Source organism: Pseudomonadota bacterium, assembly GCA_039024915.1.
GTDB lineage: Bacteria > Pseudomonadota > Alphaproteobacteria > Rhizobiales > MH13 > MH13.
This window is the reverse complement of record JBCCPK010000015.1, coordinates 1-22,344: the sequence shown is the minus strand read 5'-3', so window position 1 is coordinate 22,344 and position 22,344 is coordinate 1. Positions and strand designations below refer to the sequence as shown.

Annotated in this window: 19 protein-coding genes and 1 tRNA gene; 18 read left to right on the top strand and 2 right to left on the bottom strand. The window is 57.5% G+C overall.

Annotated features, from left to right (window positions below; genetic code table 11):
- The 3 genes from tuf to AAF739_17600 all read left to right on the top strand — a co-directional run.
- Positions 1–133: elongation factor Tu (gene tuf, locus AAF739_17610; GenBank protein MEM6384487.1), on the top strand; the 133-nt coding region annotated here is incomplete at its 5' end.
- Between the two features lie 110 nt (positions 134–243).
- A complete protein-coding gene (locus tag AAF739_17605; GenBank protein ID MEM6384486.1) occupies positions 244–1,413 on the top strand; it encodes a PLP-dependent aspartate aminotransferase family protein in 1,170 nt (389 codons plus the stop codon).
- Complete coding sequence (locus AAF739_17600; GenBank protein MEM6384485.1) at positions 1,413–2,075, top strand: CatB-related O-acetyltransferase; 663 nt, start codon at positions 1,413–1,415, stop codon at positions 2,073–2,075. The genes AAF739_17605 and AAF739_17600 overlap by 1 nt, the downstream gene beginning before the upstream one ends.
- Positions 2,076–2,156: 81 nt before the next feature.
- On the opposite strand, the gene AAF739_17595 is transcribed toward AAF739_17600, so the two are convergent.
- Together AAF739_17595 and AAF739_17590 are read right to left on the bottom strand one after the other, a co-directional pair.
- Positions 2,157–3,629: a hypothetical protein gene (locus tag AAF739_17595; GenBank protein ID MEM6384484.1), complete on the bottom strand. Its 1,473-nt coding sequence runs from the start codon at positions 3,627–3,629 to the stop codon at positions 2,157–2,159.
- 17 nt (positions 3,630–3,646) lie between these two features.
- Positions 3,647–4,018, bottom strand: coding sequence for a DoxX family protein (locus tag AAF739_17590; protein ID MEM6384483.1), 372 nt, complete (start codon positions 4,016–4,018; stop codon positions 3,647–3,649).
- 287 nt (positions 4,019–4,305) lie between these two features.
- On the opposite strand from AAF739_17590, the gene AAF739_17585 reads away from it, so the two are divergent.
- The 15 genes from AAF739_17585 to AAF739_17515 form a co-directional block, all read left to right on the top strand.
- Positions 4,306–4,381 (top strand) — tRNA-Trp (locus AAF739_17585).
- Between the two features lie 268 nt (positions 4,382–4,649).
- On the top strand, positions 4,650–5,201 hold the full coding sequence (locus tag AAF739_17580; protein ID MEM6384482.1) for a hypothetical protein: 552 nt from the start codon (positions 4,650–4,652) through the stop codon (positions 5,199–5,201).
- A gap of 83 nt (positions 5,202–5,284) precedes the next feature.
- Positions 5,285–6,136, top strand: coding sequence for a hypothetical protein (locus AAF739_17575; GenBank protein ID MEM6384481.1), 852 nt, complete (start codon positions 5,285–5,287; stop codon positions 6,134–6,136).
- A 376-nt stretch (positions 6,137–6,512) separates the two neighbouring features.
- Entirely contained in the window at positions 6,513–6,710 is a 198-nt protein-coding gene (gene secE / locus AAF739_17570) for a preprotein translocase subunit SecE (protein ID MEM6384480.1), read from the top strand.
- A gap of 13 nt (positions 6,711–6,723) precedes the next feature.
- Positions 6,724–7,254 carry a transcription termination/antitermination protein NusG gene (gene nusG, locus AAF739_17565; protein MEM6384479.1) on the top strand — a complete coding sequence of 177 codons (531 nt, stop codon included), beginning with the start codon at positions 6,724–6,726 and terminating at the stop codon, positions 7,252–7,254.
- A gap of 122 nt (positions 7,255–7,376) precedes the next feature.
- Positions 7,377–7,805: a 50S ribosomal protein L11 gene (rplK, locus tag AAF739_17560; GenBank protein ID MEM6384478.1), complete on the top strand. Its 429-nt coding sequence runs from the start codon at positions 7,377–7,379 to the stop codon at positions 7,803–7,805.
- Between the two features lie 2 nt (positions 7,806–7,807).
- Positions 7,808–8,506: a 50S ribosomal protein L1 gene (gene rplA / locus AAF739_17555; GenBank protein MEM6384477.1), complete on the top strand. Its 699-nt coding sequence runs from the start codon at positions 7,808–7,810 to the stop codon at positions 8,504–8,506.
- A gap of 339 nt (positions 8,507–8,845) precedes the next feature.
- Positions 8,846–9,364 carry a 50S ribosomal protein L10 gene (rplJ, locus tag AAF739_17550; GenBank protein MEM6384476.1) on the top strand — a complete coding sequence of 173 codons (519 nt, stop codon included), beginning with the start codon at positions 8,846–8,848 and terminating at the stop codon, positions 9,362–9,364.
- Between the two features lie 46 nt (positions 9,365–9,410).
- The gene (gene rplL, locus AAF739_17545; protein ID MEM6384475.1) at positions 9,411–9,791 is read left to right on the top strand and encodes a 50S ribosomal protein L7/L12; all 381 of its coding nucleotides are present in this window, start codon (positions 9,411–9,413) and stop codon (positions 9,789–9,791) included.
- A gap of 332 nt (positions 9,792–10,123) precedes the next feature.
- Positions 10,124–14,281 (top strand): DNA-directed RNA polymerase subunit beta, encoded by a 4,158-nt coding sequence (gene rpoB / locus AAF739_17540; protein ID MEM6384474.1) that lies wholly within the window; start codon positions 10,124–10,126, stop codon positions 14,279–14,281.
- A gap of 137 nt (positions 14,282–14,418) precedes the next feature.
- A complete protein-coding gene (gene rpoC, locus AAF739_17535; GenBank protein ID MEM6384473.1) occupies positions 14,419–18,627 on the top strand; it encodes a DNA-directed RNA polymerase subunit beta' in 4,209 nt (1,402 codons plus the stop codon).
- A gap of 519 nt (positions 18,628–19,146) precedes the next feature.
- Complete coding sequence (gene rpsL / locus AAF739_17530; protein ID MEM6384472.1) at positions 19,147–19,518, top strand: 30S ribosomal protein S12; 372 nt, start codon at positions 19,147–19,149, stop codon at positions 19,516–19,518.
- Positions 19,519–19,539: 21 nt separating this feature from the next.
- Entirely contained in the window at positions 19,540–20,010 is a 471-nt protein-coding gene (gene rpsG, locus AAF739_17525) for a 30S ribosomal protein S7 (protein ID MEM6384471.1), read from the top strand.
- 33 nt (positions 20,011–20,043) lie between these two features.
- Positions 20,044–22,134, top strand: coding sequence for an elongation factor G (gene fusA, locus AAF739_17520; GenBank protein MEM6384470.1), 2,091 nt, complete (start codon positions 20,044–20,046; stop codon positions 22,132–22,134).
- Between the two features lie 72 nt (positions 22,135–22,206).
- Positions 22,207–22,344: GTP-binding protein (locus AAF739_17515; GenBank protein ID MEM6384469.1), on the top strand; the 138-nt coding region annotated here is incomplete at its 3' end.

Here is a 22,344-nt window from a genome sequence, read left to right as displayed (position 1 = left end):
GATGCCGGGCGATAATGTTGAGATCAATGTCGAGCTGATCGTGCCGATCGCGATGGAAGAGAAGCTGCGCTTCGCTATCCGCGAAGGCGGCCGCACCGTCGGCGCAGGCGTCGTCTCCAAAATTACCGATTGATTGTAAACTAGCTCCACGAGGGGGCTGACCAAAGCATCTCGCAAACGTCCTTCAATCGGGCGGCCAACTCTTATAGAGTTGGCCGCCCGGTCTCTTTGTGGAGCCAAGTCTTGGATCAGTTGCGCAACAGACAGACATCTCTGCAGACCCGCATCGCGCAGGCACTGCGTTACATCGAGCCGGGCAGCGGTGCGGTGACGCCTGGGATCCAGCCCGCTGCGACCTATGCGCGCGACGAAAATTACCAGGTCCGCAAGCCCTATTGGTATCGCCGCGACGGGTCGGAAGCGACGGCGCACGCCGAAGCCATCATTGCTGAACTCGAAGCGGGAACTGAAGCGCTTTTGTTTGCGTCGGGGATGTCGGCAGCGACGGCGGTGATCGAGCACCTAGCAACAGGCGCACACGTCGTAGCGCCGAAGGTGATGTACCACGGCGTGCGCATGCAACTCCAAAACTACCAGGCAAACGGTCGGATAAGCCTGTCGAGCTACACGGCTGGTGACCTTGCTGAGCTTGAGGCCGCCCTTGAGCCGGGAAAGACGCAGCTGGTCTGGGTTGAGACGCCAAACAACCCAAACTGGGAGGTCACCGATATCGGCGCAGCCGCGGAACTCGCACACAATGCGGGTGCCAAGCTCATCACCGACTGTACCGGTACGCCTCCCAACATGTGCCGCGCGCTCGACTTCGGCGCGGATATATCGTTTCACTCAGCCACCAAATATCTTGGTGGCCATTCAGACGTCACCGCTGGGGCGCTTTCCGTACGGGAGACCGGCGGCGAAGGCGGGTTCTGGGAGCAGATCGCATTGATCCGAAAGCTCCAAGGCACAGTGCTGCAGTCGTTTGATGCATGGCTCCTCATTCGCGGCATGCGCACGCTTTTTCTCAGGACAGAGAAGGCAAGCGCCAACGCGATGGCCATCGCGGAGCATTTCGAGGGTCATCCGCTGCTGGAGGCGGTCCATTACCCTGGCCTGCAGACCGATCCAGGTCATGAGATCGCCAATCGCCAGACCAGTGGGCAGTTCGGCGGAATGATGTCGATTGTCGTCAAGGGGACGGAGCAGACGGCAATCGACGTATGCCGATACTGTGATGTGTTCTACCCGGCGACGTCGCTTGGCGGTGTCGAGAGCCTCATTGAGCACCGAAAGACGGTTTCAGGCGAGGGGTTCCCGGTGCATCCGCGTCTTTTGCGACTGTCGGTTGGCATCGAAGATGCTGACGACCTGATCGCCGATCTGGAGCAGGCCCTTCGCCGAGCGTCCGCCTAATGCCTTTTCCGGCGCTAGATACATTGCACCCGATCACGCTCCCAGACGGTTCAATCCATAAGGGGACGGTGTTTCTGCAGGCCGCCATCAATCATCCGCGTTGGGAGGTGGGGCGCTACACCTATGCGTCGGCTCACACCCCTCCCGCAGACTGGGCCATGGCCCTCGCGCCGTACCTTTTTGGTGGCAACCGGGAAAAGTTGGTACTCGGCAGCTTCTGCCAGATTGCCGATGGTGCGCAGTTCATAACGTCATCGGCAAACCATCGGATGGATGGGGTCTCAACCTTCCCGTTCGCAGTCTTTGATGGCCTCGAAGGCGGCATCGATCACAGCCGACCAAGCATGCCATCTGGCGCCAAGGACACGATTGTGGGTCACGATGTCTGGATCGGGACCCGGGCAATCATCCTACCAGGCGCACGGATCGGCAATGGTGTCATCGTTGGGGCAGGGGCCATCGTGAGCGGTACAGTTCCAGATTACGCGATTGTCGCCGGAAACCCGGCAAAGGTTGTGCGCATGCGCTTCGATGAACGCACAGTTGCGCGGATCAATGCGGTGCGCTGGTGGGGTTGGTCCATCGAGACCATCCTGGCCCACGAGGCGGCGATTGTCGGCGCAGATATCGAAGCGCTGGAAGCGGTGGGCGATCGTGCATGATCAGCTACGCGGGCTATATGCCTGGCATTTGGATTGGTTGTTACGGTTGCCTCGCTGTTTTGTAAGGCGTCCAAACGTGACCTAGTCGGACGCGGTTGCCTGCGGTTTGGCAATCAATCGCCCAGCCGTAGCGCCCTGGTTTTGCGACCGGGTCGTTGGACCTGATGCACCCATTACGGTTGTTCGGCGACGGTAAAAGCCGAGAAACGCGAATGCTAGCGCGACTTGAAACGCGATCAAGAATGCCGGCGCGGCTAAGCGATCAAACCAGTAGTTGACGAGCACATATTGGAACGCGTTGCGATAGAACACGAGGTTCTTGTCCATGGCTGACTGACCTTCCGTCAGCCTGTGAAGCGTTGTTGGATGCATTGCGCGCTGCTCTTCGGGCCAGCCCGCATGGCGTCCGAGATGCCAGCCCAATGGCGCCAGCACTTTTTCGGCAAAATTGACGCTCTCCTGGTCGGTAACGACAGCGGATATCTGCATGTAATTGGACAGAAAAGCTATCACGCCTGAAACACCGATAAGATGGTCGATTTCCGAGCGGTTGAAGTGGCGCTCGGTATCGCGGATCACGGCGGTGTTCATCTGCGTCGGCAGCTGCGTTGCGGATCGCACGAAATTGTACATGGCGATCTCGCGGGCGGTAAACGCACCGGAGGCCCCACGATCGGTCTCGAAACGGTAGAGATCTTGAATGCGCTCGTGGTCGCGGCCCTCATAGAGCATGCCTAACGCCGCGTGGGTCTGGCAGTGCTTACAGTCTGATGCGCGCATCCCAACCATGAAGAACTCCCATGACGTTGCCACGTCGAACTCATGTTCGTTAAACATCAGCCAATCCATGCCCAGGTAGGGCGCGGAGAGCTGGGGCGAGAGAATTGGCGATTCAAAGAACTGACGCCGTTCGAAACCTGATGAGGTTTCTTGTTTCTTTTGCCGAAGGGCGATCAGATCCGGCGTCAACCCTGCGACTGCCATTTCGGGATGGAGCGCCGGGTCCGACACGAAGCCGGTGCCGTAGATGACATTGAATTTCGCGCCATAGCTGTTGAGAACCATGATATCGACGATCTCACGCTCATCGAAATGAAGCCTCAAAGCGTTGATGTCGTTCGGGTTGACGCGGACCGGCAGAACTCCGGCGCGTTGAGAAAATCGAAAGACGGCAAGCTCGCTTTCGTCAAAGACGCGGGGATCAAGATGGTAGAGCGCAACAAGCTCACCCTCGGTCATGCCCAAATCTAGTAGGCGACTTTGAGCCAGCGCTTCGAAGGACCTATTTTCGCTGGTTATGGCGTTATGAAGCCACATCTGCCACGTCTGTAACTCTGAAAACGAGTTGTGCGTCCAAACAACTTCCTGCAGATCATCGGCAAAATCGAGATAGTCCTCCCAATTTGACATGGAGGAATAGAAGATGTCGCGAACGTAGGTCGTCTGATCGGCTGCGGCCGGGGTGGCTGCAGCGACAGACGATGCAAGGACGGCGGAAAACAGTGCGGGCCGCAGGGCTGACAGCAATCTCAAACAGGGGCTAATCGGGTTCATGCGTTTGTGCTCCCGGCTTACGTTGCAAGCTCAGGCGTACGCGCGCGAAGGACGTAAGCGACAACAAAAATGATCTGAAGAATGAAGGCGGGCATGGCGTTCGCCAAAGGATCGCCGGCAAACACGTGACTTGCGGCAGCACCGACGAGAGCGACGGCCATGCCGCCATAGGCCCATTCTTGCAGAAAAAGGAACGTGGTCTGGTAGATGCAGACGACCGCGAGCAAATAGGCAACGCCTATGATGGTCGAAAAGTAGCCAGGGAAGCCCAGGCGCTCCAGATCTGTCGCCATTCCGCCCATAAGATTGGCGATGCCGGCTGCTACGAACACAAAGGCTATGATGCCCTTGAAGATTGCGGGGGCGTACGTGGCGTTCAGTGTCTTCACGGAATGTCCTCCAATGGCTGCCGCAGCGGGTCAAAGAAGGTGGTAACAAGCTCGTGGAAACTGCGGCTACATTAGCAAAAGTTTACTGGACATAGTCTGGTAAACAAGTTCGCGGCTATCCCTACGTAAAACAACCGTATGAAACACATTCTGTGGGAAAACTGAGCCGCTTTGCGCCGTCGAAAGTCTTGAAAGCGCATAGCTTTGCAGCGGCTCGTGCAGGTTGTGATGGTTTATCACGCTCTTGATCTTCATTGGCATTACGACTAACCAGCGCCGTGCGACTTAGGGGTATAGCTCAGTTGGTAGAGCGACGGTCTCCAAAACCGTAGGTCGCGGGTTCGAACCCTGCTGCCCCTGCCACTGGCTTTCAGCTGCTCCCCCGCCCAGGTTTGCTATTGGCTATCAGGTTGCCAACCGGTCGATGAAACCGTCTCTTGAAAACGGCAATTGGCTCGTCTTGGTGCCTGTCTGAATGGTACAAGATTTGGCCGAGAAATTCTCCGGTAAAAGCGCGAAATCTTGAATGGCAGGACGTCGCCCACCAGACTGGTGAGGTTGAAAGGGTGGTAGGTGGATCTTGCAGGTGAGTGACGCCCGGGCATTGCTGAGGCAAGATGTCGAACGGTTGGTGGAGATCAGCGACCCGAATGAATGGGCTCGTATTACCCAAGGCTGCACGTCTGTCCGTGTGCCGGCGGGTGATATCATCCAGAGCCAAGCACGCGTAGCTGATAGCTGGGTATTCCTGTCTGATGGAATTGCCGCGTCCCAACAAACCTGGACGACTGGCATGTCAACGATAGCCCGTTTTTTCGAACCGGGAAGCATTTGCGCCAACTTCACCAGCGTGTGGACACGCGACATCGCATCAGATGATTTGATCGCCTCTACCGACGTCGTGGGGCTTGCAATCCCCGACAGAATCTTTCGGCAGCAATATCTGGAGGGCGGCTTCTTCGGTACGTATCTGAGGCTGAAGATGATTGACGCGCATCTTTTCGCCAAGGAGCTGATCGGCGCCAAGACATCGGGACAGACAGAGACGCGGTATCAGTTCCTCGAACAGTATCATCACAGCGTCATTGCATCCGTACCGAAGAAAGATGTCGCTCGTTTTTTGGGCGTGACGCCTCAAGGTCTGTCGCGGTTCCTGCGACGAAGAAAAACGGATTCCAGTTAACCGAGGTTCATCGCCGTCCCCGATCTCCTTTGTACCATCAAGTCCAATCACGCCTTGATGCTTTTGTTTAGGAGTCCGGTTCGATGCCCGACCTTCAAATGCCCGCAGCGAGAGACTTCGGCTGGATCAACAAGCCTGTGAGCTCATCGCATTTCGACATTCATCAGAAAGATAATGGTCAGTTCTGCGTGGTCCTCAACCATGCCCTGCTGCGCGGCGTCTCAACGCAGATGATTCATTGGTGGTTTCTGAACTTCACAAGGCTGCGCGTGCGTCTTCAAGATGTGCCGGGGTACGAGGGCAGGCAGGTGCCCGGCTATTGGCTTTGGCACCCTGTGGACCATCTCAGCGCGGACCTGTCCGGCGCCGTTGGGCCGGGCGGAGTTGCTCAGCCGGGCTGCTCGATCCGAATCCGGGAGGCCATGCAGTATGAACGCTATGGCTGGGATTATGCGGTCGATAGCAAGCTGAAGGTTTTCTATGTTGGCCCCGATGGCTGGGCGATGGGTAAAGCCGTACCTGGGGTTGGTCCGGTCATGATGCTGCGTATCCACTTCAAGGATGTCCTCGAGGGAGGGCGACACCTTGGTGTGCACTACCACTACGAAGTTGTAATCGGGGCAACTGGGAGTAATCCGGTTGCCCGCCTGATCAACCGTCGGATTACCGGTGAGTATGGGCCAGAGTTTTTTGCAGCATGGCACCGGCATAATGTGATCGAAGTCGGAACGTTTGAGAATTTCCTTCCCGCGCTGTTCGCTCAGAAGGATGACCTGACTTCACTGCAATATTCGCGCGACATGAATCCGCATTTGCCGTCCCCCGACACGCAGGAAGGCTATGATCGGGCGTTGTTTGACAGACGGCTTGAAGGCTACGTGCGATCCAATTCACCGTTTGAGTTCGAGCGGTATGAGCATGCAACATTCCTGTGAGCGCTGCCGTCGCGTCTTCAACGGAGCCGGCAAGGCCTTGATGGAGTCGGCGGTTTGCGAGGTTCGCTGTTGAGTGTGGATCGCTAGGCTGGCTGTACGGACACCGTCGGACCCGACGATAAGGGAAAAAAAAGACAGCCAGTTGGTCTTGATTTCACGGCGTTCTCAGCTTAACTCGCTCCATATTGGCGTGTGGCGAGTCCGCACGCCTTTGTTTGTTTGTCTGGTGGTGAGCAGTTTGGGACTGTTGCCGCCGACGAAATCCGGCTCGAAGCGGTTCGCTCAGTACCCTAGTCATTTCTGCCCCCTCGAAGGTGTTCGATGGCAGCTACTGAGCACAACAGACTGAATTGATCGGGATCAAGGCAAGGTATCGATGGCGAAGACCAACCCCTTCACATTCCTGCAGGAAGTGCGGCAGGAGGTTTCCAAGGTTGTCTGGCCGTCGCGTCGCGAAACGACCGTTACGACAATCATGGTCTTCATCATGGTGTTTCTGGCTGCCATCTTCTTTTTGGCCGCGGACCAGGTGCTAAACTTCGTCGTTGGTCAACTGCTCGAAATCGGACGGTAGAGGAGGCCGCTTCATGGCTATGCGCTGGTATATCGTCCACGCTTACTCCAACTTCGAAAAGAAGGTGGCTGACTCAATTCGTGAAGGTGCCGAGCAAAAGGGCCTGTCGGATCAATTCGAGCAGATTTTGGTTCCAACCGAGAAGGTTGTTGAGGTTCGGCGCGGACGTAAGGTCGATACCGAGCGGAAGTTCTTCCCTGGCTATGTGCTGGTGCGCATGGAGATGACCGACGAGGGGTATCACCTGATCAAGAACACGCCGAAAGTGACCGGCTTTTTGGGTTCGGACAAGAAACCGATTCCTATTTCCGACGCCGAAGCCGAGCACATTCTCAATCAGGTTCAAGAAGGTGTCGAACGGCCCAAGCCGTCGATTACGTTCGATGTCGGAGAGCAGGTCCGTGTTTCCGACGGCCCGTTTGCCTCGTTCAACGGTATCGTTGAAGAGGTTGATGGCGAGCGGGCGCGTCTGAAAGTTTCTGTTTCCATCTTCGGTCGGGCTACTCCGGTCGAATTGGAGTATGGCCAGGTTGAGAAGCTTTAGGCTCCCCGCTGGCAAAGCGTGTGGGAGAGAAGGTCGTGGTTTCGCCGCCGCTGCCTGATCGCACCACACACCCGCAACCGGTCGGCGCGCCATGCGCACGGCCATCTTATTGGGACTGAACTATGGCGAAGAAAATTGCTGGATACCTGAAGCTTCAGGTTCCTGCCGGTGCTGCCAACCCATCCCCGCCGATCGGGCCGGCGCTGGGCCAGCGTGGCTTGAACATCATGGAGTTCTGCAAGGCGTTCAATGCACAGACGCAGGAAATGGAAAAAGGCGCCCCCGTGCCGGTGGTGATCACCATTTTCCAAGATAAGTCGTTTACCTTCACGATGAAGACGCCGCCTGTGTCTTTCTTCCTGAAGAAGGCAGCGAAGCTTCAAAAGGGTTCCCAGACGCCCGGCCGGGCAGTTGCCGCGACCCTCAGTCAAGCCGATATCCGTTCGATAGCCGAACAGAAGATGGCGGACCTGAACGCAACAACTGTCGAGGCGGCCATGCGTATGGTTGAGGGCTCCGCCCGTTCAATGGGCTTGAAGGTGGAGGGCTGACGATGGCGCGCGTAACGAAAAAACTCAAAGCGGCAGACGAAGGTCTGAACAGCGATCATTTGTACGGCCTCGATGAAGCCGTTTCGATGGTCAAAGAGCGGGCAACCGCAAAGTTCGACGAGACCATCGAAGTCGCCATGAATTTGGGTGTTGACCCGCGGCATGCTGATCAGATGGTTCGCGGTGTCGTTCAATTGCCGAACGGGACTGGTAAGTCGGTTCGGGTGGGCGTATTCGCCCGCGGCGAAAAGGCCGACGAAGCCAAGTCAGCTGGCGCAGATGTTGTCGGCGCCGAGGATCTCGTTGAGAAGGTCCAGGGCGGAGAGATTGAGTTCGACCGTTGCATTGCGACCCCTGACATGATGGCGCTTGTGGGCCGGCTCGGGAAGGTTCTAGGCCCGCGCGGGCTGATGCCGAACCCACGCGTTGGCACGGTCACCATGGATGTGGCGACGGCAGTAAAGAATGCCAAAGGTGGCGAGGTGCAGTTTCGCGTCGAGAAAGCCGGGATTGTGCACGCTGGTGTTGGGAAGGCATCGTTCAGCGCAGATCAGTTGGCGGAGAACATTCGGGCCTTCGCAGATGCGGTCAATAAGGCCAAGCCGGCAGGCGCCAAAGGTACCTATCTGAAGCGCGCGGCGGTCTCATCGACGATGGGCCGCGGCGTCAAACTTGATGTTTCGACCTTGAGCGCCTCGTAGCGCTTGGGTCGTGAGGAAATCGCGGACCGGGCTTCGGTGTTCGGTCCCGGTGGTGTCGAGGCAGTTTGTCCCGGCACACCTGTCCGAGATTGCGGGTGTCGCGGCCTTTTCTGGGTCGTCGGCTTAAACTGGAAACCCCAGGCCAGCATGAGACGCGAAGAACAGATGACAGACGGTCATGCATCGTTTGTGGTCGGTTCAACCGTTATTCGGCCATGCATGTTGCAAAACGTGCGGTCGGGGCAGGTTTAACGTCGGCCGGCATGCTGCTGGCCAAATGAAACCGGCCCTGGTTTTCGGCCTTCGTGCCGATATCCAATGGCCAAATGGAGAGAGACAGTGGATAGAGCGGAAAAGCGCAAAATGGTTGCTTCGCTGAACGACGTTTTTACGTCGGCCGGCGTTGTGATTGTTGCCCACTATGGTGGTCTTTCCGTCGCCGAGATGACTGACCTGCGCGCGAAGATGCGCGAGGCCGGTGGCACGGTGAAGGTCGCCAAAAACCGCCTTGCAAAACTGGCTCTTGACGGCACGGAAGCCGCGCACATTATCGATTTGTTCGAAGGGCAGACACTCATTGCCTACTCGGATGATCCCGTTGCGGCCCCGAAAGTTGCCTCCGATTTCGCCAAAGCGAACGAGAAGCTCGTTCTCATTGGTGGAGCTATGGGAGCAACACACCTCGACGCCGATGGCGTCAAGGCTCTGGCGACGATGCCATCGCTTGATGAACTGCGTGCCAAGCTTGTGGGGATGATCAACACCCCCGCAACCCGCATTGCGCAGGTTGTCAACGCGCCGGCGGGTGGCCTAGCCCGTGTGATCCAAGCCTATGCCGACAAGAGCGAAGCAGCGTAAGCGGCTTTTCAAACGGAACGAATTGACCCATTTAGGAAACGGAACAATGGCAAATCTTGAACAACTCGTGGACGACCTGTCCAACCTGACCGTCCTGGAAGCTGCTGAGCTTTCCAAGATGCTTGAAGAAAAATGGGGCGTGTCCGCCGCTGCGCCGGTCGCTGTGGCCGCTGCAGGTGGTGGCGCTGCCGCTGGTGCAGAAGCCGCTGAAGAGAAAGATGAATTCGACGTCGTTCTCGCGTCGGCTGGTGACAAGAAGATCAACGTCATCAAGGAAGTGCGTGCGATTACCGGTCTTGGCCTTAAAGAAGCCAAGGATCTGGTCGAAAGCGCGCCAAAGGCCGTCAAAGAAGGCGTTGCCAAGGCTGAAGCTGAAGAGCTCAAGACCAAGCTCGAAGAAGCAGGCGCTTCGGTGGAGCTGAAATAGGCTTGGCTTATGGAATTGCCCGGTGGTGCGTCCACCGGGTTGCCCCGACCGCGTACCATGGTCGGAATCAGGTTAATCGGATGGCCTCGGACGGTGACAGCCGCTCCGGTGCCATCCTTTTGTCGTCTCCGGTAGGCATCGGCGACACCGCGTTTGACAAAACAACAAGGTGACCCGGTAACGGTTGGGCAAGGCAGCTACCTTGCAAAGCGGTTTCCAGGTGATCTTGCGCTAAAGAGGCGGCCACCCCCGGGCGGTCCTTTGGCAGCAGATCCATACAAGGAGTGAACATGGCGCATATCGACGTTACGAGCACTGATCTTTCCCGCACGATGAATACGACTCCGGTCACAAGCTTTAACGAGCGTTCGCGGCCGCGGCGTATGTTTGGCAGCATCCGTGAAGTCGCGGAGATGCCAAACCTCATCGAAGTTCAGATGTCGTCGTACGAGCAGTTCCTTATGGTGGATGAGCCCGAAGGCGGGCGGCCTGAGGAAGGGTTGCAAGCGGTCTTCAAATCGGTCTTTCCGATCCAAGACTTTGCCGGCACCGCCATGCTGCAATTTGTGCGCTACGAATTTGAAGCGCCGAAATATGACGTCGATGAGTGCCGCCAACGGGGTATGACGTACTCAGCGCCGCTCAAGGTCAACCTTCAGCTGATCGTCTTTGATGTTGACGAGGAGACCGGCGCAAAGTCGGTCAAGGACATCAAGGAGCAAGACGTCTACATGGGCGACATGCCGCTGATGACGACGAACGGTACGTTTATCGTCAACGGCACGGAGCGCGTCATCGTCTCTCAGATGCACCGCTCTCCTGGTGTGTTTTTTGACCATGATAAAGGCAAGAGCCACTCATCGGGCAAGCTTCTGTTCGCGGCGCGCATCATCCCTTATCGCGGCTCATGGCTCGACATTGAGTTTGACGCCAAGGACATCGTCCATGCGCGCATCGACCGTCGTCGGAAAATCCCGGTATCATCGCTGCTGTTCGCGCTGGGCCTGGATCCCGAAGATGTGCTGAACACCTACTACACCGCTTCCACGCACACGAAGACGAAGAGCGGCTGGAAGATGCCGTTCGTCGCCGAAAAGATGGAAGGGATGAAGGTCACGCGCGATCTGATTAATGAGCAGAGCGGCGAAGTTGCGGTTGAGGCTGGCAAAAAAATCACGCCTCGCCAGGCCAAGCGCCTTGCGGACGACGGGCTGAAGTTTCTGCGTGTTGAGTCCGAAGACATGCTCGGGCAGTATCTTGCCGAAGACATCGTCAACATGGAAAGCGGCGAAATTTACGCCGAAGCTGGCGAAGAGATCACCGAAGAACTGATGGAGACTTTCGCCGAGCATGGCTTCAAGTCGCTGTCTTTGCTGGATATCGACCACGTCAACACAGGTGCTTACATCCGCAACACGATCGTTGCGGATAAGAACGCATCGCGCGGCGAAGCACTGTTCGATATTTATCGGGTTATGCGTCCCGGTGAGCCGCCAACTATCGAGGCGGCGGAAGCGATGTTCGATTCGCTCTTCTTTGATCCCGAGCGCTATGATCTGTCCGCCGTTGGCCGCGTGAAGATGAACATGCGCCTCGACCTCGACGCCGAGGACACGGTGCGCACGCTGCGCAAAGAGGACATCCTTGAGGTCCTGCGCACCTTGCTCGACCTGCGAGATGGCAAAGGCGAGATCGACGATATCGACAATCTGGGTAACCGCCGCGTTCGTTCGGTGGGTGAACTCATGGAGAACCAGTACCGCGTCGGCTTGCTGCGTATGGAGCGGGCTATCAAGGAGCGCATGTCGTCCGTTGAGATCGGCACCGTGATGCCGCAGGACTTGATCAACGCAAAGCCGGCCTCAGCCGCCGTGCGCGAATTCTTTGGTTCCTCTCAGCTTTCCCAGTTCATGGATCAGACCAACCCACTGTCTGAGATTACCCACAAGCGCCGGCTGTCGGCTCTTGGCCCGGGTGGTCTGACGCGTGAGCGGGCCGGTTTTGAGGTGCGCGACGTGCACCCGACGCACTACGGCCGAATCTGTCCGATCGAAACGCCGGAAGGCCCGAACATCGGCCTGATTAACTCACTGGCGACCCATGCCCGCGTCAACAAGTACGGCTTCATCGAAACGCCCTATCGCAAGGTCAGCGAAGGTGGCGTGTCCGATGACATCGTCTTCTTGTCGGCAATGGAAGAGGCGAAACACTACATCGCGCAGGCCAATGCTGAGCTCGACGATGACGGTAACTTCATCGCCGATCTTGTTGTGTGTCGCCACCAGGGCGATGTCATGCTGACGCCGCGTGAGCGCGTTGACCTGATGGACGTTTCGCCAAAGCAGCTGGTTTCGGTTGCTGCGTCGCTCATCCCGTTCCTTGAGAACGATGACGCCAACCGCGCGCTGATGGGCTCGAATATGCAACGTCAGGCCGTGCCTCTTGTGCGCGCCGAAGCACCGCTCGTGGGAACGGGCATGGAGCGGGTGGTAGCCCGTGACTCTGGCGCAGCCATCGGCGCTCGCCGGACAGGCATCGTCGAGCAGGTCGACGCAACCCGGATCGTTGTGCGCGCGACCGAAGAGCTCGATCCAGGCAAGCCGGGCGTCGATATCTATCGTTTGATGAAGTTCCAGCGGTCGAACCAGAACACCTGCATCAATCAGCGTCCGCTGGTGTCGATCGGCGACGAGGTCAAGAAAGGCGAGATCATCGCTGATGGCCCGTCAACGGAGATGGGTGAGCTGGCGCTCGGCAAGAATGTGCTCGTCGCGTTCATGCCTTGGAATGGCTACAACTTCGAAGATTCCATCCTGATGTCCGAGCGCATCGTGAAAGACGATGTCTTCACTTCTATCCACCTTGAGGAATTCGAGGTGATGGCGCGCGACACCAAGCTTGGTCCGGAAGAGATCACCCGCGATATTCCAAATGTTTCGGAAGAAGCGCTGAAGAACCTTGATGAGGCTGGAATGGTCTACATTGGGGCAGAGGTCGAAGCGGGCGACATTCTTGTCGGCAAGATCACGCCTAAGGGCGAGTCGCCGATGACGCCTGAAGAAAAGCTTCTGCGCGCCATCTTCGGTGAGAAAGCGTCAGACGTTCGCGACACCTCACTGCGGGTCCCACCTGGCGTGAAGGGCACGGTTGTTGAGGTCCGCGTGTTCAACCGGCACGGTATCGACAAGGACGAGCGCGCGATCGCTATCGAGCGCGAGGAAATCGAACGCCTTGGCAAAGACCGCGATGACGAGCAGGCGATCCTTGACCGCAACGTTTACGGCCGTCTCGCGGATATGCTGACCGGGAAGAAGGGAACGGCGGGACCGAAGGGTTACAAGAAAGGTGACGCGATCACCGTCGACGTGCTCAACGAATATCCACGGTCACAGTGGTGGACCTTCGCGCTCGACGACGACACCGCCATGGGTGAGATCGAGGCGCTGCGTGCGCAGTATGACGAGTCCAAGAACCAGCTTGAACAGCGGTTCATGGACAAGGTCGAGAAGCTGCAGCGTGGTGATGAGCTACCCCCAGGCGTGATGAAGATGGTGAAGGTCTTCATCGCCGTGAAGCGCAAGATTCAGCCCGGCGACAAGATGGCCGGTCGACATGGCAACAAAGGCGTGGTCTCGAAGATCGTTCCGCAGGAAGATATGCCGTTCCTCGAAGACGGAACGCCGGTCGATGTGGTGCTAAACCCGCTTGGGGTGCCGTCTCGCATGAATGTGGGCCAGATTCTTGAGACCCACATGGGCTGGGCCTGCCGCGGTCTCGGCAAATCATTGCAGCAGGCCGTTGAAGCGTATCAGCGCGAGAACGATGTGAAGCTCCTGCAGGAGCGGGTCGCGTCGATCTACGGCGATGCAGTCCATACCGACAAACTGTCTGCCGATGATCTTGAGGGCCTCGGCAAGCAACTTTCGAAAGGTGTTCCAATTGGGACGCCGGTCTTTGACGGGGCTCGCGAGCCCGATGTCTCGGAGATGCTTGAAAAGGCCGGTCTCGATAAGTCGGGCCAGGTGACGCTCTATGATGGCCGGACCGGGGATCAGTTCGATCGCAAGGTAACGGTTGGGTACAAATATGTGCTCAAGCTGCACCACCTCGTGGACGACAAGATTCATGCTCGTTCGATCGGTCCGTACTCGCTCGTCACCCAGCAGCCACTGGGCGGTAAAGCGCAGTTCGGCGGTCAGCGCTTCGGTGAGATGGAGGTCTGGGCGCTTGAAGCTTACGGCGCTGCCTACACCTTGCAGGAGATGCTTACCGTCAAATCGGACGACGTTGCCGGCCGTACGAAGGTCTACGAGGCCATCGTGCGCGGCGAGGATGCGTTCGAAGCTGGCATCCCCGAGAGCTTCAACGTCCTTGTCAAAGAGATGCGGTCGCTCGGCCTCAACGTCGAATTGGCGCAGAGCGCTGAGGATGACGAGGAAGATGATGGCATAATTGATGTCGATATCCCGACGCAGGACGCTGCGGAGTAACAGAAGAACCGAGCGGCTGGAGATGCGCAATCCAGCCGCTTGAGTGCGCGTGACATGATGATTGAAACAAGCGCGTTGCATGGCCACCGGCGCAGGGCCATCGACAGCGCTTCGGGTTGAGACCCAGGAGACACGCTTTGAACCAGGAACTACAGAACGTTTTCGGCCGTGACCTTCAGTCGACGATGCCGAGCTTCGACCAGATCCGTATTTCGCTCGCCAGCCCGGAGAAAATCCTCTCCTGGTCCTTTGGTGAGATCAAAAAGCCTGAAACCATCAACTACCGCACGTTCAAGCCGGAGCGGGACGGGCTGTTCTGTGCCCGCATTTTCGGTCCGATCAAGGACTATGAGTGCCTCTGCGGCAAGTACAAGCGGATGAAGTACAAGGGCATCATCTGCGAAAAGTGCGGCGTCGAAGTTACCCTCACCAAGGTGCGCCGCGAGCGGATGGGCCACATCGAACTGGCGGCACCTGTTGCCCATATCTGGTTCCTGAAATCGCTTCCCTCCCGGATTGCGACGCTTCTGGACATGGCGCTGAAGGATGTCGAGCGGGTCCTGTACTTCGAAAACTATGTCGTCACCGAACAGGGCCTGACGCCGCTCGCGCACAACCAGTTGATGAGCGAAGAAGAGTATCTGCAGGCGCAGGACGAATATGGTGCTGATAGCTTCACCGCGATGATCGGCGCGGAGGCGATCCGCAAGCTGCTTGGTGATCTTGACCTGCCGGTGCTACGCGAGCAACTGCGGCTCGAGATGGTCGAAGCAACGGGAGAACTGAAGCCCAAAAAGCTGGCCAAGCGGATCAAGCTGATCGATGCGTTCATCAATTCAGGCAACAAGCCTGAGTGGATGATCATGACCGTCGTTCCGGTCATTCCCCCGGACCTTCGTCCGCTGGTTCCGCTCGACGGTGGCCGGTTCGCGACGTCTGACCTGAACGACCTGTATCGCCGGGTCATCAACCGTAACAACCGCCTTAAGCGGCTGATCGAGCTGCGCGCACCGGACATCATCATCCGGAACGAAAAGCGGATGCTGCAGGAAGCGGTGGATGCACTGTTTGACAATGGTCGCCGTGGTCGCGTGATCACGGGCGCGAACAAGCGTCCGCTGAAATCGCTGGCCGACATGCTGAAAGGCAAGCAAGGCCGGTTCCGTCAGAACCTGCTTGGCAAGCGCGTTGACTATTCGGGGCGTTCGGTCATCGTTACCGGTCCTGAACTCAAGCTGCACCAGTGTGGCCTGCCCAAGAAGATGGCGCTCGAACTGTTCAAACCGTTCATCTATGCGCGGCTCGACGCCAAGGGCTATTCGAACACCGTCAAGCAGGCCAAGAAGCTGGTTGAGAAGGAGCGTCCGGAGGTTTGGGATATCCTCGATGAGGTGATCCGCGAACACCCTGTCATGCTCAACCGCGCGCCGACGTTGCACCGATTGGGCATTCAGGCGTTTGAGCCGGTGCTGATTGAAGGCAAGGCGATCCAGCTGCATCCGCTGGTCTGTACTGCGTTCAATGCGGACTTTGATGGCGACCAGATGGCGGTTCACGTTCCGCTGTCGCTCGAGGCGCAGCTCGAAGCACGCGTCTTGATGATGTCAACCAATAACATTCTGCATCCGGCCAATGGTCAGCCGATCATCGTGCCGTCACAGGATATGGTCCTTGGGCTCTACTATCTCACGATCGAAGCCGATGGCGAGCCGGGCGAGGGCTCTGTGTTTGGCTCGACCGGTGAGGTTCAGGCTGCACTTGATGCCGGCGCGATCACGCTGCACGCCAAGATCAAGGGCCGCTACAAGAGCATCGATGCGGACGGTAACCCAACGTCGGAGATCTATGACACGACCGCCGGGCGTTACCTGCTGGCCGATCTGTTGCCGAAGAATGCGAAGCTTTCATTTGACGCCGCCAACCGACTGATGACCAAAAAGGAAATCAGCCGGATGATTGATGCCGTGTACCGCTCCTGCGGTCAGAAGGATACGGTCATCTTCTGTGACCGGGTTATGGATTTCGGCTTCAAGCAAGCCTGCAAGGCGGGCATTTCGTTCGGTAAAGATGACATGGTCATCCCTGATACGAAGAAAGGCTTGGTCGATGAGACCCGTACGATGGTCGAGGAGTTCGAGCAGCAGTACAATGACGGCCTGATTACGCAGGGCGAAAAGTACAACAAGGTTGTCGACGCCTGGGCGAAGTGCACGGACAAGATCGCCGATGAGATGATGGGGCGGATTTCCGCGGTCGAAATGGATGATGAATCCGGACGACAAAAGCCGATCAACTCGGTCTACATGATGGCGCACTCAGGCGCGCGTGGCTCGCCCGCGCAGATGAAACAGCTCGCCGGAATGCGTGGCCTTATGGCCAAGCCGGACGGCTCAATCATCGAGACACCGATCACGTCGAACTTCAAGGAAGGCTTGACCGTGATGGAGTACTTCAACTCCACTCACGGGGCGCGTAAGGGCCTTGCCGATACCGCGCTGAAGACGGCCAATTCCGGCTACCTGACCCGCCGTCTTGTCGATGTTGCGCAGGATTCGATCATTTCCGAGATCGATTGCGGAACGGACAAGGGTATTCGCGTCCAGGCGATCGTCGATGCCGGTCAGGTCGTCGCCTCGCTCGGTCAGCGTGTGCTGGGCCGGACGGCAGCCGACGATGTTGTTCATCCTGAAACGGCGGACATCGTCGTTGAGAAGGGTGCGCTGATCGACGAAAAAATGGTCGAAGCCATCGAAGAGTCCGGCGTTCAGGGTGTCAAGATCCGCTCCGTACTGACTTGCGAAACGCGCCATGGCGTGTGCGCAACCTGTTACGGGCGTGACCTTGCACGCGGTACACCGGTCAACCTCGGTGAGGCTGTCGGTGTTATCGCAGCACAGTCGATCGGTGAACCGGGCACACAGCTCACCATGCGCACCTTCCATATTGGCGGTACTGCTCAGGTCGTCGACTCCTCGTTCATTGAATCGAACCATGAGGGCAAGATCAGCCTTCGCAACCGCTCGATCTCCCGGAACTCCGACGGCCATCTGATTGCGACCGGACGCAACATGTTCATCGTCGTCTCCGATGATTCCGGTGAGGAAGCGGCGGTGCATCGCGTCACCTACGGTTCACGCCTCCTGGTCGAAGAAGGCGACATGATCCGTCGCGGTCAGCGCATGGCCGAGTGGGACCCGTACACCCGGCCGATACTTGCCGATGTCGATGGTACGGTTGAATTCGAGGATCTCGTCGACGGTGTTTCGATGTCCGAGCAGGTCGACGAAGTCACCGGGATCGCCAAGCGCTTGATTATTGACTGGCGCACCAGCCCGCGTGGTGCTGACCTGCGTCCAGCTATGGTGATCAAGGACAAAAAAGGCGAAATCCTCAAGACTGATCGCGGTGGTGATGCGCGCGCCTTGCTGCCAGCCGAAGCCGTTCTTTCGGTGTCACCGGGGGACAAGGTTAAGGCGGGCGATGTGCTTGCACGTATCGCGCTCGAAAGTGCCAAGACACGCGACATCACCGGTGGTCTGCCGCGCGTTGCGGAACTGTTCGAAGCGCGCCGCCCGAAAGATGCGGCCATCATGGCGGACATTGACGGCGTGGTGCGGTTCGGTCGCGACTACAAGAACAAGCGTCGTATCGCGATCCAGCCGCACGAGGAGGGAGCTGATCCCGTCGAGTATCTCATCCCGAAATCGAAGCACATGCAGCTTCAGGACGGCGATGAGGTCCAGAAGGGCGACTTCCTGATCGACGGTCTGCCTGCACCGCACGACATTCTTGCGGTCAAGGGCGTCGAGGAACTGGCGGCTTACCTGGTCAATGAGATCCAGGAGGTCTACCGGCTCCAGGGCGTGCTCATCAACGATAAGCACATCGAAGTCATCGTTCGGCAGATGCTGCAGAAGATCGATATCACCGATCCGGGAGACTCGGAGTTCCTCGCAGGTGAACAGGTCGATCGCATTGAGCTTGAAGAGCTCAACGAGCAGCTTGTCGCTGATGGTAAGAAGCCAGCTTCGGGGACCCCAGTCTTGCTGGGGATCACCAAGGCGTCGCTGCAGACCCGTTCGTTCTTCTCGGCTGCGTCCTTCCAGGAGACCACACGCGTGCTCACAGAGGCAGCTGTCAACGGGAAGGTCGATACGCTCGAAGGCCTTAAAGAGAACATCATCGTCGGTCGGCTTATCCCAGCTGGCACGGGTCGCATGATGAACAAGATCCGCCAGGTCGCCAGCAAGCGCGATGATCTCATCGTCGATGCGCGTGAAGCCGAGCAGGCAGCCGAAGTCGAGGCGGTTCTGGAAGACCTCTCAGAGCAGGCACCCGCCGAGTAATTTGCTCTCATCGGAGCTCTTGCACCCCCGGCGCTTGTCGTCGGGGGTGTTTTTTTGCATGATTCCCTTCGGGCATGCAGCCGATGGCTGGGGTGTGGCGAGGACCGAAGCGGGCGTGAGGCCGCGCAACAATCTTGCGTGAAGCGGAATTAATATTGATGCTTGTGTCGCGGTTTCCGGTCTGTACGTTTGCCGCCACCGCTTGGCAGCTCTGAGGGGTAAAAAACCCTGCAAACCTCTTGACGACAGGGCGGCTGCGTCGTATCGCACGCCCACTGTTGCGGCAGGCTGTGGCCCGCGCGTGCTTAGTCTCGCATCTGCGAGGAACGCGTAGGACCAAACGCTGCTTTGTTTTGCTGCAAATGAAAGCACGACATGACCGCCGACCTTGGTGGTCCTCTGGCTGCATAGCGCCCGGGTTAATCTCAAGGGGCGCTTTGTTTGTTGTGTGAATGGTTCGCGCCGAGACGTCAGTTCAGACGCTGACGATTGGCGCAGGTAAGGAATGAAGAGGCGTCGATGCCAACGATCAACCAATTGATCCGCAAGCCGCGGCAGGTGCCGGTCAAGCGCAATAAAGTCCCTGCGCTTGAGCAAAACCCGCAGAAGCGTGGGGTTTGCACCCGTGTTTACACAACGACCCCGAAAAAGCCGAACTCTGCGCTTCGTAAGGTTGCTAAAATCCGGCTAGTGAATGGCTTTGAGGTCATCGGGTACATTCCCGGCGTTGGCCATAACCTGCAAGAGCACTCGGTGGTGATGATCCGCGGTGGCCGCGTGAAGGATTTGCCGGGCGTTCGCTACCACATCATTCGCGGCGTACTCGATACGCAAGGCGTCAAAGACCGCAAGCAGCGTCGTTCGAAGTACGGCGCTAAGCGTCCGAAGTAAGCCGAAGATAAGGAATTCACGATGTCACGTCGTCACGCCGCCGAAAAGCGCGTCGTCAACCCTGATCCGAAGTTTGGCGATCTGGTTGTGTCCAAGTTCATGAATGCGATCATGGTCGATGGCAAGAAGTCTGCCGCGGAGCGCATCGTGTATGGCGCCTTCGACACCATTGAGACCCGCACCGGTCAGAACCCCGTTGAGGTTTTCCATCAGGCTTTGAGCAACGTTTCCCCCGCTGTTGAGGTTCGCTCCCGTCGTGTCGGCGGTGCCACCTATCAGGTGCCCGTTGAGGTGCGTACCGAGCGGCGGCAGGCTCTTGCTATTCGCTGGCTGATTTCAGCTGCACGTAGCCGCAACGAGAACACCATGGTTGATCGCTTGTCTGGCGAAATGTTGGACGCATCCAGCAACCGCGGTTCTGCTGTCAAGAAGCGTGAGGATACGCACCGCATGGCGGATGCCAACCGCGCTTTTTCCCATTACCGCTGGTAACCCAAGTTTTCAGACTCTTAGGAGCACCCCCCAATGGCCCGCGAATACGTCATCGAGGATTACCGGAACTTCGGCATCATGGCTCACATTGATGCTGGTAAGACGACCACGACCGAACGCATCCTGTATTACACCGGTAAATCGCACAAAATTGGCGAAGTGCATGACGGCGCTGCGACCATGGACTGGATGGAGCAGGAGCAGGAGCGGGGCATAACGATCACGTCTGCCGCGACGACCACCTTCTGGGAAGGGCGCGACGGCAAGAAGCGTCGGTTCAATATCATTGATACGCCGGGCCACGTCGATTTTACCATCGAAGTTGAGCGATCATTGCGCGTGCTAGATGGCGCGATCGCACTGCTCGATGCCAACGCGGGCGTCGAGCCTCAGACCGAAACGGTCTGGCGGCAGGCCGACAAGTACAACGTGCCGCGCATGATTTTCGTCAATAAGATGGATAAGCTGGGCGCTGACTTCTATCGCTCGGTTGAGATGATCGAGGAGCGCCTTGGCGCGGCTCCTGTTGTCATGCAGCTTCCGGTTGGCGCCGAAAACGAATTTGCTGGTATTGTTGATCTCATCGAGATGAAAGCGCTCATTTGGCGTGACGAGACACTTGGTGCCGCTTGGGATGTGGTCGACATTCCGGCGGATCTTCAGGAAAAAGCGGAAGAGTATCGCGAAAAGCTTATCGAGGTCGTCGTCGAGTTGGATGACGATGCGATGGAAGCGTATCTCGAAGGTGACATGCCAGACAACGACACGCTTCGGGCTTTGATCCGTAAGGGTACGTGTAACGTTGACTTCTTCCCTGTTTTTTGTGGTTCTGCATTTAAAAACAAGGGCGTACAGCCGCTTCTTGACGCTGTTGTTGATTTCTTGCCGTCTCCCGTGGATATCCCCGCTATTAAGGGTATCGACGTCAAGACCGAGGAAGAGACCGACCGGAAAGCCTCTGATGACGAGCCTTTGTCATTGCTGGCTTTCAAGATCATGAACGACCCGTTCGTCGGTTCACTGACTTTCTGTCGTATCTATTCCGGCAAGCTCGAACAGGGCTCGTCATTGCTGAACTCGGTGAAGGACAAGCGCGAGCGGATCGGTCGGATGATGTTGATGCACTCAAATAGCCGCGAAGATATCAAGGAAGCCTATGCTGGCGATATTGTCGCGATTGCTGGCCTCAAGGAGACCACCACGGGCGACACGCTGTGCGAGCCTCTCAAGCCCGTGATCCTTGAGCGTATGGAATTTCCTGAGCCAGTCATCGAGATCGCAATCGAGCCGAAGACCAAGGGCGACCAGGAAAAAATGTCCATTGCGCTTAACCGGCTCGCGGCGGAAGACCCGTCGTTCCGTGTCAAGGTCGACCACGAGTCCGGCCAGACGATTATTGCCGGTATGGGTGAATTGCATTTGGATATCTTGGTTGACCGCATGAAGCGTGAGTTCAAGGTGGAAGCAAATATTGGCCAGCCGCAGGTGGCCTATCGCGAGACGATCACCAAGACCGCTGATGTCGACTACACGCACAAGAAACAGTCTGGCGGTTCGGGTCAATTTGCACGCGTTAAGCTGACGATTGAACCGGGCGAAGCGAACTCTGGCTACGTTTTCACCGACACCGTTGTGGGTGGAAACGTCCCGAAGGAGTACATCCCTGGTGTGCAGAAGGGTATTGGCTCAGTGATGACCTCAGGTCCAATCGCCGGGTTCCCGATGCTTGATATCACCGCAACGCTGACGGACGGTGCTTATCACGACGTTGACTCCTCGGTTCTGGCGTTCGAAATCGCCGGTCGCGCGGCGTTTCGTGAGGCGGTCCAGAAAGCCGGGCCGAAATTGCTTGAGCCCATCATGAAGGTCGAAGTTGTCACGCCGGATGAGTATTCCGGTTCGGTGATGGGTGATCTGAATTCACGGCGTGGGCAAATTCAGGGCACTGAGACCCGCGGCGTCGCGACTGTTATCAACGCGTTTGTGCCGCTAGCCAACATGTTCGGCTACGTCTCATCGCTCCGATCCTCCACCCAGGGTCGTGCACAGTACACCATGCAGTTTGATCATTATGAGCAGGTGCCGCAGGCGATCGCTGACGAAGTGAAGTCCAAGTACGCCTGATCCACTAACCATCCGATGCCGGGCCTACCGGCGTCCCAACAGAATTCGTTTTGAATACGGAGAGCCGAAGCCATGGCGAAAGAGAAGTTTGAGCGCAACAAGCCGCATGTGAACGTTGGCACGATTGGTCATGTTGACCATGGCAAGACGACGTTGACGGCGGCGATCACGAAGTATTTCGGCGACTTCAAGGCGTATGATGAGATTGAT

Excerpts from the sequence above, each read along its gene's own strand:
- rpsL (MEM6384472.1), top strand. The coding sequence starts at position 19,147 with ATGCCAACGATCAACCAATTGATCCGCAAGCCGCGGCAGGTGCCGGTC.
- AAF739_17575 (MEM6384481.1), top strand. The coding sequence starts at position 5,285 with ATGCCCGACCTTCAAATGCCCGCAGCGAGAGACTTCGGCTGGATCAAC.
- rplL (MEM6384475.1), top strand. The coding sequence starts at position 9,411 with ATGGCAAATCTTGAACAACTCGTGGACGACCTGTCCAACCTGACCGTC.
- fusA (MEM6384470.1), top strand. The coding sequence starts at position 20,044 with ATGGCCCGCGAATACGTCATCGAGGATTACCGGAACTTCGGCATCATG.
- AAF739_17600 (MEM6384485.1), top strand. The coding sequence starts at position 1,413 with ATGCCTTTTCCGGCGCTAGATACATTGCACCCGATCACGCTCCCAGAC.
- rpsG (MEM6384471.1), top strand. The coding sequence starts at position 19,540 with ATGTCACGTCGTCACGCCGCCGAAAAGCGCGTCGTCAACCCTGATCCG.
- rplK (MEM6384478.1), top strand. The coding sequence starts at position 7,377 with ATGGCGAAGAAAATTGCTGGATACCTGAAGCTTCAGGTTCCTGCCGGT.
- AAF739_17595 (MEM6384484.1), bottom strand. The coding sequence starts at position 3,629 with ATGAACCCGATTAGCCCCTGTTTGAGATTGCTGTCAGCCCTGCGGCCC.
- secE (MEM6384480.1), top strand. The coding sequence starts at position 6,513 with ATGGCGAAGACCAACCCCTTCACATTCCTGCAGGAAGTGCGGCAGGAG.
- rplA (MEM6384477.1), top strand. The coding sequence starts at position 7,808 with ATGGCGCGCGTAACGAAAAAACTCAAAGCGGCAGACGAAGGTCTGAAC.
- rpoB (MEM6384474.1), top strand. The coding sequence starts at position 10,124 with ATGAATACGACTCCGGTCACAAGCTTTAACGAGCGTTCGCGGCCGCGG.
- nusG (MEM6384479.1), top strand. The coding sequence starts at position 6,724 with ATGGCTATGCGCTGGTATATCGTCCACGCTTACTCCAACTTCGAAAAG.